This window comes from Xanthomonas sp. WHRI 10204, from assembly GCF_040202875.1.
Lineage (GTDB): Bacteria > Pseudomonadota > Gammaproteobacteria > Xanthomonadales > Xanthomonadaceae > Xanthomonas.
This window is the reverse complement of the sequence record NZ_JBEGDW010000002.1, coordinates 471,469-488,885: the sequence shown is the minus strand read 5'-3', so window position 1 is coordinate 488,885 and position 17,417 is coordinate 471,469. Positions and strand designations below refer to the sequence as shown.

At 64.4% G+C, this 17,417-nt stretch carries 15 protein-coding genes and 1 other RNA gene; 4 read left to right on the top strand and 12 right to left on the bottom strand.

The window, feature by feature from the left end; genetic code table 11:
* Positions 1–274 precede the first annotated feature (274 nt).
* Complete coding sequence (locus tag ABQZ00_RS12850; RefSeq protein ID WP_323514138.1) at positions 275–1,828, bottom strand: alginate export family protein; 1,554 nt, start codon at positions 1,826–1,828, stop codon at positions 275–277.
* A 371-nt stretch (positions 1,829–2,199) separates the two neighbouring features.
* Between ABQZ00_RS12850 and ABQZ00_RS12845 the strand changes: the two genes are divergently transcribed.
* Both ABQZ00_RS12845 and ABQZ00_RS12840 read left to right on the top strand, forming a co-directional pair.
* Entirely contained in the window at positions 2,200–2,562 is a 363-nt protein-coding gene (locus ABQZ00_RS12845; RefSeq protein WP_055845177.1) for a PadR family transcriptional regulator, read from the top strand.
* Entirely contained in the window at positions 2,559–3,476 is a 918-nt protein-coding gene (locus ABQZ00_RS12840) for a sensor domain-containing protein (protein WP_503064278.1), read from the top strand. The genes ABQZ00_RS12845 and ABQZ00_RS12840 overlap by 4 nt, the downstream gene beginning before the upstream one ends.
* 131 nt (positions 3,477–3,607) lie before the next feature.
* On the opposite strand, the gene ABQZ00_RS12835 is transcribed toward ABQZ00_RS12840, so the two are convergent.
* Both ABQZ00_RS12835 and ABQZ00_RS12830 read right to left on the bottom strand, forming a co-directional pair.
* Positions 3,608–4,951, bottom strand: a complete 1,344-nt coding sequence (locus tag ABQZ00_RS12835) for a polyhydroxyalkanoate depolymerase (protein WP_005993627.1) — start codon at positions 4,949–4,951, stop codon at positions 3,608–3,610.
* A 421-nt stretch (positions 4,952–5,372) separates the two neighbouring features.
* The gene (locus tag ABQZ00_RS12830) at positions 5,373–5,975 is read right to left on the bottom strand and encodes a methyltransferase (protein WP_323538162.1); all 603 of its coding nucleotides are present in this window, start codon (positions 5,973–5,975) and stop codon (positions 5,373–5,375) included.
* Between the two features lie 74 nt (positions 5,976–6,049).
* Here ABQZ00_RS12830 and ABQZ00_RS12825 point away from each other — a divergent pair, with 74 nt between their 5' ends.
* Positions 6,050–6,496 carry a CopD family protein gene (locus tag ABQZ00_RS12825; protein ID WP_115512148.1) on the top strand — a complete coding sequence of 149 codons (447 nt, stop codon included), beginning with the start codon at positions 6,050–6,052 and terminating at the stop codon, positions 6,494–6,496.
* Between the two features lie 29 nt (positions 6,497–6,525).
* On the opposite strand, the gene ABQZ00_RS12820 is transcribed toward ABQZ00_RS12825, so the two are convergent.
* From ABQZ00_RS12820 to lpxD, 9 genes are all read right to left on the bottom strand, one after another.
* Positions 6,526–6,602, bottom strand: a non-coding RNA gene (locus ABQZ00_RS12820) — sX9 sRNA.
* A gap of 324 nt (positions 6,603–6,926) precedes the next feature.
* Positions 6,927–7,682, bottom strand: coding sequence for a tetratricopeptide repeat protein (locus ABQZ00_RS12815; RefSeq protein ID WP_323538163.1), 756 nt, complete (start codon positions 7,680–7,682; stop codon positions 6,927–6,929).
* Positions 7,683–7,746: 64 nt separating this feature from the next.
* A complete protein-coding gene (locus ABQZ00_RS12810) occupies positions 7,747–8,706 on the bottom strand; it encodes an acetyl-CoA carboxylase carboxyltransferase subunit alpha (protein WP_055845163.1) in 960 nt (319 codons plus the stop codon).
* Positions 8,707–8,856: 150 nt separating this feature from the next.
* Entirely contained in the window at positions 8,857–12,447 is a 3,591-nt protein-coding gene (gene dnaE / locus ABQZ00_RS12805) for a DNA polymerase III subunit alpha (RefSeq protein ID WP_323538164.1), read from the bottom strand.
* Positions 12,448–12,730: 283 nt separating this feature from the next.
* Positions 12,731–13,465, bottom strand: a complete 735-nt coding sequence (gene rnhB / locus ABQZ00_RS12800; protein ID WP_323538165.1) for a ribonuclease HII — start codon at positions 13,463–13,465, stop codon at positions 12,731–12,733.
* A complete protein-coding gene (gene lpxB, locus ABQZ00_RS12795; RefSeq protein ID WP_323538355.1) occupies positions 13,462–14,748 on the bottom strand; it encodes a lipid-A-disaccharide synthase in 1,287 nt (428 codons plus the stop codon). The genes rnhB and lpxB overlap by 4 nt, the downstream gene beginning before the upstream one ends.
* A 29-nt stretch (positions 14,749–14,777) precedes the next feature.
* Complete coding sequence (gene lpxA / locus ABQZ00_RS12790) at positions 14,778–15,569, bottom strand: acyl-ACP--UDP-N-acetylglucosamine O-acyltransferase (protein ID WP_055845151.1); 792 nt, start codon at positions 15,567–15,569, stop codon at positions 14,778–14,780.
* A 25-nt stretch (positions 15,570–15,594) separates the two neighbouring features.
* Entirely contained in the window at positions 15,595–16,053 is a 459-nt protein-coding gene (fabZ, locus tag ABQZ00_RS12785; protein ID WP_055845149.1) for a 3-hydroxyacyl-ACP dehydratase FabZ, read from the bottom strand.
* Positions 16,050–17,063, bottom strand: a complete 1,014-nt coding sequence (lpxD, locus tag ABQZ00_RS12780) for a UDP-3-O-(3-hydroxymyristoyl)glucosamine N-acyltransferase (RefSeq protein ID WP_055845145.1) — start codon at positions 17,061–17,063, stop codon at positions 16,050–16,052. The genes fabZ and lpxD overlap by 4 nt, the downstream gene beginning before the upstream one ends.
* Positions 17,064–17,190: 127 nt before the next feature.
* Here lpxD and ABQZ00_RS12775 point away from each other — a divergent pair, with 127 nt between their 5' ends.
* The gene (locus tag ABQZ00_RS12775; protein ID WP_115527438.1) at positions 17,191–17,382 is read left to right on the top strand and encodes a hypothetical protein; all 192 of its coding nucleotides are present in this window, start codon (positions 17,191–17,193) and stop codon (positions 17,380–17,382) included.
* The last annotated feature ends 35 nt before the right edge of the window (positions 17,383–17,417 follow it).

The following is a 17,417-nucleotide window of genomic DNA, read 5'->3' as shown; positions in this document are numbered from 1 at the left end:
GTGCAAAACAGCTAGTTGCGGTATCGGTCGACCGTCGGAGCCGCGCGAAAACCAGTCGCCACAAGTGACCGAACGCAGCGATTCTCTGTTGCGTGCACCGTGCACCGTGCACCGTGCACCGTGAAAAGAGTGCGTGGTCATCAGACACACCAGCGCTGAAAACCAACATGCCGCGTCCTTGCGGGACGCGGCATGTGATCGAGCAACGACTCGTTAAAACAAAACGCCTGCACATCGAGTCAGCACAGTGCAGCGCGCTGACCAAACACCGCGTTTAGAAGCGGAAGTTCAACCACCCCATCACGAAGGTCGAATCGCCGTAGCCGGCTTTTTCCAGCGCTGGACCGGCCATCAGGTGCTCGGCGCGGAAGGTCACCGACCAGTTCGGATCGATGTTCCAGGTGGCGTTGATACGCGGCATGGTGCCGATGCGACGCTCGCCGGTGCTCTGGGTGCGTGCGTAGGCGCGCGCCTGGTTGTTGTAGATCGCATCGCTGGTGGTCTGGCGCCACAGGGTTTCCCATTCCAAATTCACGGTGAGCTTGGAGGTGGGCGAGAACGTGAATGTCGGCGCGGCAGTGACCAGGTTCACCGGGCCGAAGAACGTGGCCCAGCTGAAGTAGATCGTGTTGCCGTAAAGGAAATTGTTATTGCGCAGCGTGCCGGTGCCGGACGTGCCGCCGCCGCCGGAGGCGATTTCGCTATGGAAGCCCAGGCGCGGCTTCCAGCCGCTGTCGCTCAGCGTCCACGCATTGGAAGTGCTGGCCATATAGGCGCGCAGGTCGCGTCCGCCGAAACTGCCGCGCTGCACGGTCACGAACGAATCGGTGCGCAGCTTGCCCACGTTGCCCCACAACCGCAGGCCGTAGTAGTTGCGATTTTCTTCGGCGGTCTGGCGGCCCCAGAGCTGATTGTCGTTGCGGAACTGGTAGAAGAACGGTTCCAGATACATCGGCTTGGCGGTCGGCAACCGATAGCCACCCACCACGCCGCGGAAATGCCGCGAGCGGTCGATGCGGTCGTCGCCCAATCCTTCGGTGCCATCCAGGTTGAAGTTGAAATCGAACACATCCACGCGGGTCTTTTCGCCGATGGCCCAGGCGCGCACACCGTTGAAGGTCACGAAGATATCGGTGTTGTCGCGCAGCGCCATCAATGTGGTCGGGCCGTCGACGAACACCTGACGGCCGACACGCAGGCCGGTGTCGGCGCCGCCGATGTTGCCCTTCACGTCGAAGAACACCTGTTGCAGGATCGCGTTGTTTTCCTGGGTGCCGGTCTTGGCGCCTTCGTTGCGTCCATCCAGGCTGCCGTGCGCCAGTTCCGTATACAGACGGAAGTGCTCGCCCACATGCAGGTCCGCACCGAAGAACGCGCGGAACAGGTACTGCTGTTGCGAATGGCTGCCGGGAATCAGACCGGGATTGGTGATGGTATTGCTGCGCACGCGCAGCTCGTTGCTGAGCGAGACGTAGACATCGCCCGACGCAGTGAGCGGGATGTACTTGAGCGGGTCGAACGGGCTCTTGCGCTTGGACGGATCCTTCAGATACGACCAGTCTTCGGCCCAGCGCACCTGCCACATGTTGCCGCCCTGCTTGGCGCCCCAGCCCCGCGCTTCGAGCGGATAGCCCTTGGCGGTGGCGGGCGCGGCGGTGACCGGCGGCTTGGCGGGTTCCGGCTGGGTCTGTTCGGCATTGGCCGGCGCCGGTTGTGTCTGCGCAAAGCCCAGTACCGGCAGCGCCAACCCGATCGCAAGGCACAGGCGCCGGGTGGCTCCAAAGGAAGTTTCAGCCATGGCCGGCTGCGCCAAGCGTGTCAATTGCATCGTGTTGCCCCATCGAAAAGTGAAAAACCCCTGAGCGAAACTTATCGGCACGGGGGACGTCGACTGTAGTAAAGCCGCGCCAGAAAGGCAGTAACCCAAAGGTTCTAAGCTCATGAACGCACTAGGGTTTGCGCAGGCGAGCGCTAGTGGAGCGGGGATTGGGCAGTGGGGATTCGCAACGGCGCCGATGTGGGATGCGGTGACTTCATTGCGATACCAACAATTGCTCAAGCGTGGCTGGCCGACCAGGCCTCTGCCTTGGCCTTTGCGACTCCCCACTGCCGACTCCCGACTCCCCGCCCATGACTACCGGCACATTCGCTATAGCTAGGTTCTACATAGCATCACCTTCGACCTAGCGGAGATGACCGATGACCGAGCCGGATGTCCACCTACGCAAATTTCAGAAGGAGCTGAGCGCCGGCACCGTGTCGCTGGCTTTGCTGGCGGTGCTGGCCCAGGCCGACGAACCGCTGTACGGCTATCTGATCGCCAAGCGGCTCGAGCATCTGGAAGGCGTGCTGAGCGGCAAGCAGAGCGCCTTGTATCCGGTGTTGCGCAATCTGGAAGGGGCGGGACTGTTGCACAGCCATATCGAGCCGTCCGCATCGGGGCCGCCACGCCGCTACTACCGCATTACCGACAGCGGGCGTGACTGCCTGCGCCAATGGACCGCCGCCTGGCGCGCCACCCGTGATTCCGTTGATTCAGTGCTGCAGGGGACACACCCATGATGACGACCTTACCGACACGTCCGTTGCCGACCACCATTGCCGACTACCTGCTGCAGCTGCGGCAGGCGCTGGTTGGTGCCGACCCGGCGATGATCCAGGATGCGCTTTACGACGCCGAAGAATATCTGCGCGCCGAGCTAGCCGAACAGAGCGGCAAGAGCGAAGCCGACGTCATTGCAGGGGTTGCCGCCAGCTACGGTGCGCCCGATGAAGTGGCCGAGATCTATCGCGAAACCGAGGTCACGGTCAGCCGCGCGTTGCGCCCGCCACTGCCGCCCAAGCGTCCTTCATTGATCGGCAAGTTCTTTGGCGTGGCCGCCGACCCGCGCACCTACGGCGCACTGTTCTACATGTTGCTGTCGCTACTCACCGGCGTGTTCTATTTCACCTGGGTGGTCACCGGGGTCAGCCTGTCGCTGGGCCTGTTGATCCTGATCATCGGCGTGCCGCTGCTGGTGCTGTTCTTCGGCTCGGTGCGCGTGTTGTCGCTGGTGGAAGGACGCATGGTGGAAACCCTGCTCGGGGTGCGCATGCCACGTCGCCCGCAACATCCGGGCGTGCAAGGCGGCTGGCTACAGCGCATCGCTGCGATGTTTACCGACCTGCGGACCTGGAGCACGCTGCTGTACTTCGTGTTGATGCTGCCGTTGGGCAGTGTCTACTTCACGCTGTTTACTACTCTGCTAAGCGTGTCGTTGACGCTCACTGCTGCACCGCTGGCGCTGTTCTTCGATCAAGGAATGTCCATCACCTGGGACGGACAGGTGATCGTGATGCCGCTGATGGTGGTGCCGTTGTCTCTACTGGGGGTGCTGTTGCTGTTCGTCACCCTGCATGCGGCACGCGGGATAGGCACGTTGCACGGCATGCTGGCCAAGCATCTGCTGGTCAAAAGCGGTGATGTGGAGGCGTGATGATCGAGAGTGGCGTGCAACACGCGCGTGGCCTTAGCGCAGCGCACTTTGCATGACACGGTTTAAATTGCCTCTCGATTTTTCAGCATAAAAAAATCCCCGGACATGCCGGGGATTTTTTGTTGTGCAGATCAGGCGCGCTTGCCGCGTTTGCGGATGGGAGTGACGGTGGCCGGGTCGCGGCTGCCGACCGGGTCTGCGTCATAGCGCGCAATGAACTCGCGCACCTGCGGGTAGACCACTTCGCGCCAACGACGGCCGCTGAAGATGCCGTAATGACCGGCACCTTCCACCACCAAATGGCGGCGGTGCGCCGCATCGATACCGGTGCACAGATCGTGCACTGCTTCGGTCTGGCCGAGGCCGGCGATGTCGTCCAGTTCGCCCTCGATGCTCAACAAGGCGGTGTTGCGGATCGCCGACGGCTTGACCAGCTGGCCGTCCACTTTCCACTTGCCCTGCGGCAGCAAGAAGTCCTGAAACACCACGCGAATCGTGTCCAGATAGTATTCGGCCGGCATGTCGAGCACGGCGTTGTACTCGTCGTAGAACTGCCGATGCGCCTGCGCATCCTGCAGATCGCCCTTGACCAGATCGGTGTAGAAATCCCAGTGCGACATCACGTGCCGATTGGGGTTCATCGACAGGAAACCGGCGTGCTGCAAGAAGCCCGGATACACCTGGCGGCCATGTCCCGGATACGGGAACGGCACGGTGTGGATCAGGTTGTTCTGGAACCACTCGATGCCGTTTTCCGTCGCCAGGTTATTGACCTGGGTGGGGCTGCGGCGTGCATCGATCGGGCCGCCCATCATCACCAACGAGCGCGGCGTAGGCTCGTCGTTGGTCGCCATCAACGACACCGCCGCCAACACCGGCACGGTGGGCTGACACACGCTCACCACATGCAGGCGCTCGGCGCCGATATGGCGGATGAAGTCCTGGATATAGGTGATGTAGTCCTCGAGCCGGAACGCACCGGCTTCCAGCGGCACCATGCGCGCGTCCACCCAATCGGTCACATAGACCTTGTGGTTGCGCAGCAGGGTCCGCACGGTGTCGCGCAGCAGCGTGGCGTGATGGCCGGACAAAGGCGCCACCACCAGCACGGCCGGTTGCTCCTTCATCTTGCCGATCAGCTCGACGTGGTCGCTGAAACGCTTGAAGCGCAGCAGGCGACAGAACGGCTTGCTCAGGACCTCACGTTCGATGATCGGCAGCGAGTGGCCGTCGACCTCGACATCGTCCAGCGCCCAGGCAGGCTTTTCGTATTCCTTGCCCAGCCGATGGAACAGCTCATTGCTGGCCGCCATGCGTTCGGCGCCGGGAAGCGAGGCCCACAGACTGTCGGGGTCGGAAAACATCTTGGCGTTCGCCTGGGCCTGATGCACCCAGGGGGCTAGCAGATTGCGGGTCAGCTCATGCAGTTGATAAAGCATTCCACCCATCCGTGCGGTTTTGCTGCCGCGCAGCATACCGGGTTTGGCGCATTTGCACCTTAATGGGGCTCCGGACGGTAGACGCTGTCACAGAAGCTAGGGCAGGCGTAAGCAGCTTTAGCTGCCGCTGGTCGTGGTCTTTCGAGCGGCTTCGCACGGCTTGAAGACCGCGTTCGCCGGCGGGGTAAGCCTCTGTCTCCCTGCCGGAGAGGGGGGGGAGGGTACGGGCGAAGCCACATGTGCATCCAACTTTCTGTGGCTTCGTCCGTACCCTCATCCGCCCCTGCGGGGCACCTTCTCCCGGTGGGAGAAGGAACAGCTCGCTGGGCTGGAAGATCGCGCTCGCCCGCAGGGTAACGGCGGGTCTGACGGGAGTAAGCCCTTCTCCCTGCGGGAGATTGGTCAGGGTACGGAGCGACGCTACACACGATAACTGCCTCAAACAGCCAACGCTGCGTCAACCATGCTCCAGCGCCGACGCCTCGCTGACCAGGTGCGGCGACAACCAGCAATGCGAACCCAGCGCGGCGAAGCCGACGCTGGCAAAGCGTTTGCGATACCAGCGCGCCGGGCGTGGCTGAAAGCCGTCGTGGTCGCCTTCGAATGCATCTTCCTGCGCAAACGTCTCCAGAAACGCCACGCCTGCGCACATGTCGGCCAGCCCCGGCAGGCCCTGGTTGAATTCGCGCGTGGGCACGTAATGCAGCACGTCCGAGCAGATCAGCAGGTCCACCGGTGCGCAGGGACGTAGCCAGGCAAAATCGCCGAAGCGGGCAGGGTGGATCTGACGGCTGCGTCCGTAGCGCTGCAAGGCGTATGCGCTGCTGTCGAAGCCCAGGTAGCTGAGCTTGGGCCGCAGCGCCAGCAAGGGGGCGCGCCAGGCAGCTTCGCCGCAGCCGATATCCAGCACGCTGCGGATCGGCCGCTCCAGGTAGTACTCGGCCTGCGCGACGGCGAGTGCGACCTTGCGTCGCAGTCGGGCCGGGTCGGCCAGCCCGGCATCGCGGTACCAGCGGCGGAAATACTGGGCGTCGTACTGTTTTTCGTCTGACTGCTGCATGGGGCTCAGCTGCTTTCGCGTGCGCGGATAGGTGAAAATGCGGGTCATCCTACGCGAGCCAGCGGAGCCAGCGCATGACCCTGTATTTGTGGATCAAGACCTTCCATCTGTTGTTCGTGATCGCCTGGATGGCAGCGGTGTTCTACCTGCCGCGCATTCTGGTCAACATCGCCGAAGCCGGCAGCGAACCCTCCGTGCGTGCACGGCTGGTGCTGATGGGCCGCCGCCTCTACAGGTTCGGACACAGCATGCTCGGTCTGGCGCTGCTGCTGGGCGCGGTGCTGTGGCAAGGCTACCGGGTAATACCGGATTTCCCCACGATGGTGACCGGCGGCTGGCTGCACGCCAAGCTGTTCGCGGTGGCGTTGATCCTGGCGCACTACATCGTGGCCGGACGCTGGTTGAAGGGCGTGGATCAGGGCCGTGCGGTCCCGAGCGGTCGGGCGTTGCGCTTGTTCAACGAGGTGCCGGTGATTCTGCTGGTCGGCGTGATCTGGCTGGTGCTGGCCAAGCCTTTTTAAGCGGTGATGCGCGCAAGGCGGCGTGGAGCGGCTACCAAGACATGGCGAGCAGTGGTCCGGTAGGCGTGGACGGCGCGCCATGAGCAGGATTATCCGTGTGGTACAGCCCTATCGCGCAGCAGCGGTGCCTGCCTGCCTGGCTGGTAAGCGCAGTAGGGTTGCTAGCTGCTCTTGGCGTCGCCTCGGCGGCAGGCACATCGACCGATGCCGATGCGTTCGCTGGAAAAAACACTGCGGGCTGGCGGAGCACGGCCTGCAGTGCAGCCGTGCGCTGCACGCTCTGCAGCGATCGCGCAGCACATCCGGACCAGCAACACGATGCTCGTCATTGGCGATATCCCGCAGCGGAGTGCGATTGGCTTGCGTTCCATCTACGCAGCGAATGCGCCAGCATCGCGACGGATAGGCGCACGCAAAACGCAGGCCTGACTCAGGCGATCGAACTCAACTCGCTCAGACCCTTGCGTGCCTGATCGATCCAGCTGCGTTGCTCGCGCTGGTAATGTTTGGGCGAGGCCGCAGCGCGACGCACCACCTGGTCAAACACGGCCTTGGCTTCCTCCGGGCGCGCGGCGCGTTTTAGTAGCTGCGCATAGCGCACGCGTGCTTCTTCGCCTGGGTAGCCCTGCACCAGCGTCTCGTATTCGTGCAGCGCTTCTTCGATGGTGCCGCTGCTTTCCACCGCGCGTGCGTACAGCAGATGCCCGTCATGCGAGCGGAAGTTGGGGTTCGCGGCGATCAAGGCATCCAGGGTCTGGCGTGCCTGCGCGGCATTGCCAAGACCGAACTGCGCCTGCGCCAGCCTCAGCATCAGGTCCGGGTCGTCGCGATACAAGCCGCGCAAGGCGCCTTCGTACACCTCGGCGGCCTGCGCATAGTTGCCCTGCTCAAGCAGCGTGCGTGCCAGCTGGCGGCGGTTTTCCGGGGTGTCGGAGACATCCAGTTTGCGGGCGGCATCGCGCTGGTCGCGCTGCGGGTCCAGCTTCCGTCGCACGCGCTGCAAGCCACGCCGTGCGGTCGGGTCGTTACGCATGTCCGGGATGACCGCGACAAACGCGTAGATCAACACCGCCAGATACGAGAACGTCAGCAGGATCAAGATCCAGTACAGCGGCCGGCCGCTGCGCACGACATGCACGCAGCAGGCGATTTGCAACACGATCGACAGCAGAATGAGTGGGCTCATGCCGGTAGGAGTCCTTGTCCTTGGTGCAAGTTCCTTGAGGCTCCGCCACGCGGAGCCGCAGGATTCAGTTTCCTTCGTAGGCGCCGTAGCTGCGCAGACGCTCGTAGCGTTGTTGCAGCAGTGCCTCGACCGGGATTTTCTCCAGCGCGTCCATCTCGTTGAGCAGCACGGCCTTCAGGCGCTTGCCCATCTGCTCGGGATTGCGGTGTGCGCCGCCGGTAGGCTCGCGGATCACCTTGTCGACCAGACCCAGGCCCTTGAGGCGCTTGGCGGTGAGGCCGAGCTGTTCGGCGGCGTCCTTGGCCTTGCCCGCATCCTTCCACAGGATCGAGGCGCAGCCTTCGGGCGAAATCACCGAGTAGGTGCCGTACTCCAGCATCAGGGTGCGGTCGCCGACACCGATGGCCAGCGCGCCACCGGAGCCGCCTTCGCCGATCACGGTGCAGATCACCGGGACTTTCAGCTCGGCCATTTCCAGCAGGTTGCGCGCAATCGCTTCGGACTGGCCGCGTTCTTCGGCACCGATGCCGGGATAGGCGCCGGGGGTGTCGATGAAGGTCAGCAGCGGCAGCCGGAAGCGCTCGGCCAGCTTCATCAGGCGCAGCGCCTTGCGGTAACCCTCCGGACGCGGCATGCCGAAGTTACGCGCCACCTTGGTCTTGGTGTCGCGGCCCTTCTGGTGCCCGATGATGACCACCGGGCGGCCGTCGATACGGCCCAGGCCCCCGACAATGGCCTTGTCGTCGGCATAGGCGCGGTCGCCGGCCAGTTCCTGGAATTCGTCGCAGATGGTGTTGATGTAGTCCAGCGTGTAGGGGCGCTGCGGGTGGCGCGCCAGCTGCGAGATCTGCCACGACGACAGGTCACGGAAGATCTGTGCGGTGCGCACGCGAGCCTTGTCGCGCAGCGCCCGCACCTCGGTCTCCACATTGACTGCAGGCCCGGTACTGGCGTTGCGCAGTTCCTGGATCTTGGCTTCCAGATCGGCGATGGGTTGCTCGAAGTCGAGGTAGTTAGGATTCATGCAATGGCGTCGTCAACGTAAGGCGGGGAGTGTAGCCGAATGCGTCCGATGGACCCGTACGGTGGGGTTGGGAGAGGAATCGGGAATGGGGAATCAGAGCAAGAAATCGGGGGTTCGCTCTTGCGATTCCCCATTCCCGACTCCCCATTCTCACGCCCACGGTGGGCTGTACTTGATCTTCAACGTGCGCACCGCCGGATCGGCGCGCAGGCTGTCCATCAGGTGCTGGTCGATGCGCACCGAGTTGCTGCCATTGAGGTCGAGCATGCCGGCCACGCCGCCGCCGGGGGCGCGCAGCAGCAGGTCCAGACGCAGCGGCGTCTTGCCGGGGCGGTGCTTGGCCAGCAGGGCGTCGATGCGCTTGAAGGCCTGTTTTTCGCGCAGATCCAGGCGCAGCGACAGCCGTTGCGCATGCTCGGCGCAGATCTGCTCGTAGTCCCAGCATTGGCGGATACGCAGGCTGTAGCCGCCGTTGAATTCGTCCTCGCGCAGGCCGCCCTTGACGATCAGAATGCGGTCGCGGGTGAGCAGGTGGCCGAATTCGGCCATCGCATCGGAGAAAGCGCTGCATTCCACCCGCCCGCGGCCGTCTTCCAGTTGCACGAACACCTGGCTGTCGCCCTTGCGGCGCACGCCGATCACCTGGCCGGCCAGAATGGCGCTGACTTCCGGGCGCCAGGCGCGTTTTTCGCCATCGCCGCCACCCCCGCCGCCGCCGCGTTGCTGCGAGGCCAGGATCTTTTCCAGCGACCCAAGATCGCAGCCGACCAGCTCGCGGACTTCGTCGCGGTGCGGGTCGAACGGGTGACCACTGAGATAAAAACCCAGCGTTTCGCGCTCGCCGGTGAGCAATTGGCCCAGCGGCCATTCCTTGCTTTCGGGCAGGTCCAGACGCAGCGCCGGCGCACTTGTATCTGCGCCGCCGAACAGTGAGTTCTGGCCGGAAGCGCGTTCGCGTGCCATCTGCTCGGTCGCCTTCATCACTTCCGGCAATTGCAGCATCAGCGAGGCGCGGTTGGTGCCCAGGCCATCCATCGCGCCGGCATTGATCATCGCTTCCAGCGTGCGGCGGTTGAGCTTTGCGGTGCCTACGCGCGTGCAGAAATCCAGCAACGTGGTGTACGCGCCGCCGCGTTGGCGCTCTTCGACAATTGCCTCGCATGCGCCGTGGCCCACGCCCTTGATCGCGCCCAGACCATATTGAATGGTGTCCGGGGTGGCGGCCTCGAACATATAGGCCGATTCGTTGACGCGCGGCGGCTTGACGGTGAGGCCGAGGTTGCGCACCTCATCGAGAAAGCCGACCACCTTGTCGGTGTTGTCCATGTCCGAGGACAGCGTCGCGGCCATGAATTCGGCCGGGTAATGGCGTTTCAGCCACGCGGTCTGGTAGCTGACCAGCGCGTAGGCGGCGGCGTGCGACTTGTTGAAGCCGTAGCCGGCGAACTTCTCCATCAGGTCGAAGATTTCATCGGCCTTGGCCGCGCTCACGCCGCCCTTGGCCGCACCTTCGCGGAAGATCTCGCGGTGCTTGGCCATTTCGGCCGGCACCTTCTTGCCCATCGCACGACGCAGCAGGTCGGCGCCGCCCAGCGAATAATCGCCGACGATCTGCGCCATCTGCATCACCTGCTCCTGATACACCATGATGCCGTAGGTGTCTTTCAGGATCGCTTCGGTGCGCGGATCCGGGTAGATGATCTCCTGCTGGCCGTGCTTACGCGCGTTGAAGTCCGGGATCAGGTCCATCGGGCCGGGGCGGTACAGCGACACCAGCGCGATCAGGTCTTCGAAACGGTCCGGGCGCGCGTCCTTGAGCAGGCGGCGCATGCCCGAGGATTCGAACTGGAACACCGCACCGGTATTGCCCGAGGCGAACACGCCCTTGTAGGTGGGCACGTCGTCGAGCGGAATGGTGGTGATGTCGACCGGATCGATGCCGGCGCGCGCGTGGCGCACGTTGATCGCCTTGACCGCCCAGTCGATGATGGTCAGCGTGCGCAGGCCGAGGAAGTCGAACTTCACCAGGCCCACCGCTTCGACGTCGTCCTTGTCGAACTGGGTGACCGGATTCTTGCCGCGGCCGTCTTCGTCGTGTTCGGCGAACAGCGGGCAGAATTCGCTCAGCGGTTCGGGCGCGATCACCACGCCACCGGCGTGCTTGCCGGCGTTGCGGGTGAGGTCTTCGAGCTGGCGCGCCAGGTCCATCAGGTCGCGTACGTCGTCTTCGACCTGATAGCGCTGGATCAGATCCGGCGAGGCCATCTCCGAATCCTTGCCTTCGCCCATCGCATCCTTGAGCGTGATGCCCAGGATGTTGGGGATCAGCTTGGCGACGCTGTCGACCAGACCATAGGTGAAGCCAAGCACGCGCCCGGCGTCGCGCACCACCGCCTTGGCGGCCATGGTGCCGTAGGTGATGATCTGGCTGACCCGCTCGCGGCCGTATTTGCGCGCCACGTAGTCGATGACTTCGTCGCGGCGATCCATGCAGAAGTCGATGTCGAAGTCGGGCATCGACACGCGCTCTGGATTCAAGAAGCGCTCGAACAGCAGGTTGTACGGCAGCGGGTCCAGATCGGTGATCTGCAGTGCCCAGGCCACCAGCGAGCCGGCACCGGAACCGCGGCCCGGGCCGATCGGGATGCCCTGATTTTTGCCCCACTGAATGAAGTCGGCAACGATCAAAAAGTAGCCGGGGAAGCCCATCTTGATGATGGTGTCCAGCTCGAATTCGAGCCGGTCGACATAGTCCTGGCGGGTCTTGCCGGGCGCGATCGGGCTCTTTTCCAGGCGCGCGGCCAGACCGTCGCGCGACTGGCTGCGGATCCAGCTGTCCAGCGTCTCGTCTTCGGGCACCGGATAGGCGGGCAGGAAGTAGGTGCCCAGGCGCATCTCGATGTTGCAGCGCTGCGCCAGCGCATGCGTGTTGTCGATCGCATCGGGCACGTCGGCGAACAGCGCGGCCATTTCATCGCCGGACTTCAGGTACTGCTGGTCGCTGTAGTCGCGCGGGCGCTTGGGATCGTCCAGCACGCGGCCGGAGGAAATGCACACACGCGCCTCGTGCGCATTGAAGTCGCTGGCATACAGAAAGCGCACATCGTTGCTGGCCACCACCGGCAGCCCGCGCACGCCGGCGGCATGCAGGGCGAACTGGTTAAAGCGTTCTTCGCCCTCGCGTCCGGTGCGGGTCAGCTCCAGGTGCAGGCCATCGCCGAATACGCGTTGCCAGTCGGCGAGCTGTTGCTCGGCCAGATCGGCGCGGCCCTCGGAAAACAGGCGGCCGGCCAGGCTGTCGCGGCCGGCCAGGGCGAACAGATTGGCGTGCCCGGCCTGCAGCCATTCCGGGTGGATCGCCACGCCGCCTTCGGGGCGGTGGCCTTCCATCCAGGCGCGCGTCAGCAGCCGCGACAGGCTCAGGTAGCCTTCGCGGTCGCGGCACAGCAGGGTCATGCGCCAGGGCGTCATGTCCGGGGTGGCGATCATCACGTCGGCGCCGGCAATCGGCTTGATGCCGACGCCTTCGGCGGCCTTGTAGAACTTGACCAGCGCGAACAGGTTATTGAGGTCGGTGACCGCCAGGGATGGCATGTCGAGCTCGACCGCGCGGCTTAGCAGGTTGGCCTGCTTGGCCTTTTTCGGGTCAGCCTGATCCGGTTTCTCGGGCACGCGGATAGTGGAATCCGCCAACGAGAACTCGGTGTGGACGTGCAGATGGACAAAACGGGAAGTGGACATGCGAGACCGGAATAATGCGCGGTCAGGGTACCGGCGGGGGCGGGGACGAACAAGGCTTGACAGGTGGGTGCGGGACCCGGGATCGGGCAGCAGGGGGCCGGGAAAGCGCTGAATCGCCAGCTGCCGGGGCCTTGGGGAGGCATTTGGCTGATGAGGAATTCAGGTTCTGTGCGGGTAGAACGATCCATGTCTGCAACCCCAGCGACGGATTGCACAATGTGCAGATGTTCCGATCACAGGTCCCGAGGAAAAACCAAACCAACGGTGCCAGAACGCCCGCCGCCTATGGCCGGACAACCAGCTCCACGACCTGCAGCTGTTGCGGGTCCCCGGTCCCCGGTCCCGGGTCCCGACTTTCACGGCCTTCCAGCGCCAGCCGCACCGGCGCAAAGCTGCGGCGATGCTGCGGACACGGCCCATGGGTGCGCAGCGCGGTCAGATGCACCGGCGTGGCATAGCCCTTGTGCTGGTCGAAGCGGTATTCGGGATGCTGCGCGTGCAGTTCGTGCATCAGCCGATCGCGGGTGACCTTGGCCACGATCGAGGCGGCCATGATGGCGCGGTCCAGCGCGTCGCCGCCGATCAGCGCCTCGGCCGGGCAGGGCAGTCCCTTGGGCACACGGTTGCCGTCGATGCGCGCAAACCCGGCCACGTGCGCCACGCCTTCCACCGCCCGCCGCATGCCCAGCATGGTGGCCTGGTAGATGTTGATGCGGTCGATTTCTTCGCTGTCGATCAACACCACCGACCACGCCAGCGCCCGGTCGACGATGCGCGCATACAACTGCTCGCGGCGCTCGGCGCTGAGCTGCTTGGAATCGTCCAGCCCGTTGATGCGCGGCTTGCTCGGGTCGAACACCACCGCCGCCACCGCCACCGGCCCGGCGAGCGGCCCCCGGCCGGCTTCGTCGACGCCGGCGATGAGCCGGGAATCGGGAATGGGGATTGGGGAATCGTGGAAGAGCGTGTTCTGCGTCGTCGGAGCGACCACGGCAGCAGGGGAGATGGAGCGCTTCATGGACTTGCTCCTGTCGATTCCCCAATCCCGATTCCCGATTCCCGCTGCGTCAGCAGCTCTGCCACCGCATCGGCTGCGCGTGCGGAGGCGTCGCGGCGGAGTTCGGCGTGCAGGGCCAGATAACGCGGTTGCAGGGCGGCGACCTTGTCCGGGTGCTTGAACCAATCCAGCAGCGCCACGCACAACCGTTCCGGGGTGCAGTCGTCCTGCATCAGCTCGGGGGCGAGGTCGGCGTTGGCCAGGATGTTGGGGAGTGCGTAGCGGTTGACCTTGAGCAGGCCCAGCGTCTTGACGATGCGATAGGTCAGCGGCGCGACCTTGTAGCCGACCACCATCGGCCGCTTGACTAGCATCGCCTCCAGCGTGGCGGTGCCCGAGGCCAGCAGCACCACATCGGCCGCCAGCATCGCGGTGCGCGCCTGGCCGTCGAGCAGGTGCGAGCGCATCACCGGCAACGAACTGCGCGACAGCTGTTCGGCCAGCAACTGCTTGCAGCCCGGGTTGGCGGCGGGGACCAGCACATGCAGGTTGGGCAGGTGCTCGGAGACCAGCCAGGCGGCCTGGAAGAAGGTGTCGCCCAGCTTGCTGATTTCGCCATGCCGGCTGCCCGGCAGCACCGCCAGCACAGTGCTGGCGGCGGAAATTCCCAATTGAGCGCGGGCCGCTTCGCGGTCGGCCTTGTAAGCGATGTCGTCGGCCATCGGGTGACCAACAAAGCGCGCATCCACGCCGTGCTTGGCGTAGATCGGCGGCTCCATCGGGAACAGGCACAGCACCAGGTCGGCGCTGGCGCCGATCTTCTCGGCACGTTTCTCGCGCCATGCCCACACCGATGGGCTGACGTAGTGCACGGTGCGAATGCCGCGCTGCTTGAGCCAGCGTTCGACCGGCAAATTGAAATCCGGCGCATCGATGCCGATGAACACGTCCGGCTTCCACGCCAGCACGCGCTCGCGGAAGGCGCGGCGCAGCTTGAGCAGGCGCGGCAGATGGCGCAGTACTTCGGTCAGCCCCATCACCGCCAGCTCGCTGGCATCGAACCAGGTCTGGCAACCGGCACCGCGCATCGCATCGCCACCGATACCCACGAATTCCGCATCGGGATACCGTAGCCGCAACTGCGTAATCAGCCCGGCGCCCAGGATGTCGCCGGAGGCTTCGCCAGCGATCAGGGCGATGCGGGGCGCGCGCTTGCGCGCGCCGGGAATCGGGAGTGGGGAATGGGGAATCGGTCGTGCAGTCGGAACGCTGCCGACCGACGGGCCGTTGCGCTGGCCGTCCACGATTCCCGATTCCTGATTCCCGATTCCCGTCATCGCAGCAACGGCCTTTCTGCCGCTTCGATGAACTCGAGCATGCCGCGGACGTCTTCGCTGTCCTTGGCTTGTTCGGCCAGTTGCAGCTTGGCGTCGGCCAGCGGCAGGCCGGCGACGTACAGCGTGCGGTAGGCGCGCTTGATGGCGGTGATGCGCTCGGCATCGAAGCCGCGGCGCTTGAGGCCTTCGCTGTTGATGCCGCGCGGGCGGCCCAGCGACTCGCTGCCGACCATGGTGAAAGGCGGCACGTCGCCGTTGGTCAGCGCGCCCATGCCCAGGAAGGCGTGCGCACCGATACGGCAGAACTGATGCGCGCCGGCAAAGCCGCTGATGATCACGTAATCGCCCACGGTGACATGGCCGGCCAGCGTGGTGTTGTTGGAGAACACGCAGTGGTTGCCGACATGGCAGTCGTGCGCCACGTGCGTGTAGGCCAGCATCCAGTTGTCGTTGCCGACCACGGTGATGCCGCCGCCGCCGCCGGTGCCGCGATTGATGGTGACGAATTCGCGGATCACGTTGCCGTCGCCGATCGTAAGCTCGGTGCGCTCGCCGGCGTACTTCTTGTCCTGCGGTTCGCCGCCGATCGCCGCATGCCCGATGAAGCGGTTATTGCGGCCGATCCGGGTCGGGCCGTGGATCGAGCAATGCGGCCCCACCTCGGTCCCGGCACCGATGTGGACATCGGCGCCGATCAGGCAGAACGCGCCAACGCGCACGTCGTCGGCCAGTTGCGCCGACGGGTCGATGACGGCGGTGGGATGAATCAAAGGTGTCGAATCACGCATCGTGTCTCACTCCGGGAGCGGGTCATTACCTGGCGCCGGCGCACATCACCTCGGCACTGGCCACAATTTCGCCGTTGACCTTGGCCTCGCCATAGAAGCATCCCACATTGCGGATCAGGCGCTTCATCTGCACCTCCATGATCAGCACATCGCCGGGGACCACCTGCTTGTTGAAGCGCGCATTGTCCACCTTGACCATGTAGAACAGCTGGGACAACGCATCGCGGCCCAGGCCGAGCTGGGTCATCACGCCACCCACCTGCGCCAGCGCTTCGATGATCAACACGCCCGGCATCACCGGACGGTTCGGGAAGTGGCCCTGGAAGAACGGCTCGTTGATGCTGACGTTCTTCTGCCCGACGATGCGCTTGGCTTCCAGGTCCAGTTCGATGACCCGATCGACCAGCAGAAACGGGTAGCGGTGCGGGATCAGCGTCTGGATCTGATTGACGTCGATCGGCAGCTCGTAAACGGGGTAACTCATGCGTTCTCCTTGCCCACAGCCAGGATGCGCCTTGCCAGCGCATCGAGTTGTTTGAAGCGCGCGGCATTCTTGCGCCACGTGCGATTGTCGGTGAGAGGGGTGCCAGACGAATACTCGCCCGGCTCATGGATGGAATTGCGCACCACCGACTTGCCGGTGATCACGACCTTGTCGCAGATCTCCAGGTGGCCGACCACGCCGACATGCCCGCCGAGCAGGCAATAGCGGCCGATCTTGGCGCTGCCGGCGATGCCGGTGCAGCCAGCGATCGCGCTGTGCGCGCCGATCCGGCAGTTGTGGGCGATCTGCACCAGGTTATCCACGCGCACGTCTTCTTCCAGCACGGTGTCTTCCAGCGCGCCGCGGTCGATGCAGGTGTTGGCGCCAATCTCGCAGTCGTCGCCGATCACCACGCCGCCCAGCTGCGGCACCTTGATCCAGTGGCCGGCATCCATCGCCAGGCCGAACCCATCGGCGCCGATCACCGCGCCGGGATGAATCCGCACGCGCTTGCCCAGCCGCACCCGGGTGACCAGGGTGACCCGGGCGATCAGCTCGCTGCCATCGTCCACCACGCAGTCTTCGCCGATGATGCTGCCGGTGCCGATGATGCAGCCATCGCCCACGCGGCTGCGCGCACCGATGCTGACGAACGGGCCAACATGCGCGCCAGGCGACACCTGTGCGCTGGGGTCGATCACCGCCAAGGGATGAATGCCGGGCTCGCGTACCGGTGCCACATCGAACAACGCGGCGATCTTGGCGAATGCGGTGTACGGGTCCTTGGCAACCAGCACGGTGCTGTGCGCCGCCTCGGCGTCCTCGGCGCGCACCACCACCACGGCAGCCTGTGTGTCAGCCAACTGCGGCCGATAGCGCGGGTTGGACAGGAAGCTCAGCTGGCCCGCTCCGGCGTGCGCCAGCGTCGCCACCCCGGTGACCTCGGTCGCGCCGTCGCCCACGACGGTCAGACCAAATTGTTCGGCAATCGCACTGGCAGTCAGGGGCATCAGGTGAACCTCGCGTAAACAGTAAGTGGCTGTTTTTACGGAAAAAAAACATCGCCAAAAATTCGCTAAACAGTCAGGCGTATCTGTTGCCTGGCCGCAACCGAGCGGCTAACCCAGGAAGAAGCATATGAAAACTCTCCTCTCCATGTTCGCAGGCGTGGTCCTGTTGGGCGCAGTCAGCAGCGCCTCGGCCGATGATTTCGCGCAGGAGCGTGCCGACGCTCATAGCTTCTGGGACCAGCAGGTCCAGTGTGTGGATACATCCGATTGGAGCGGGACGGCGACCTGTCTGAGCACGTTGTTCCAGAGCTACTTCTGAGCCTGTAACACCTCAGGCATGACAGACAAACAATG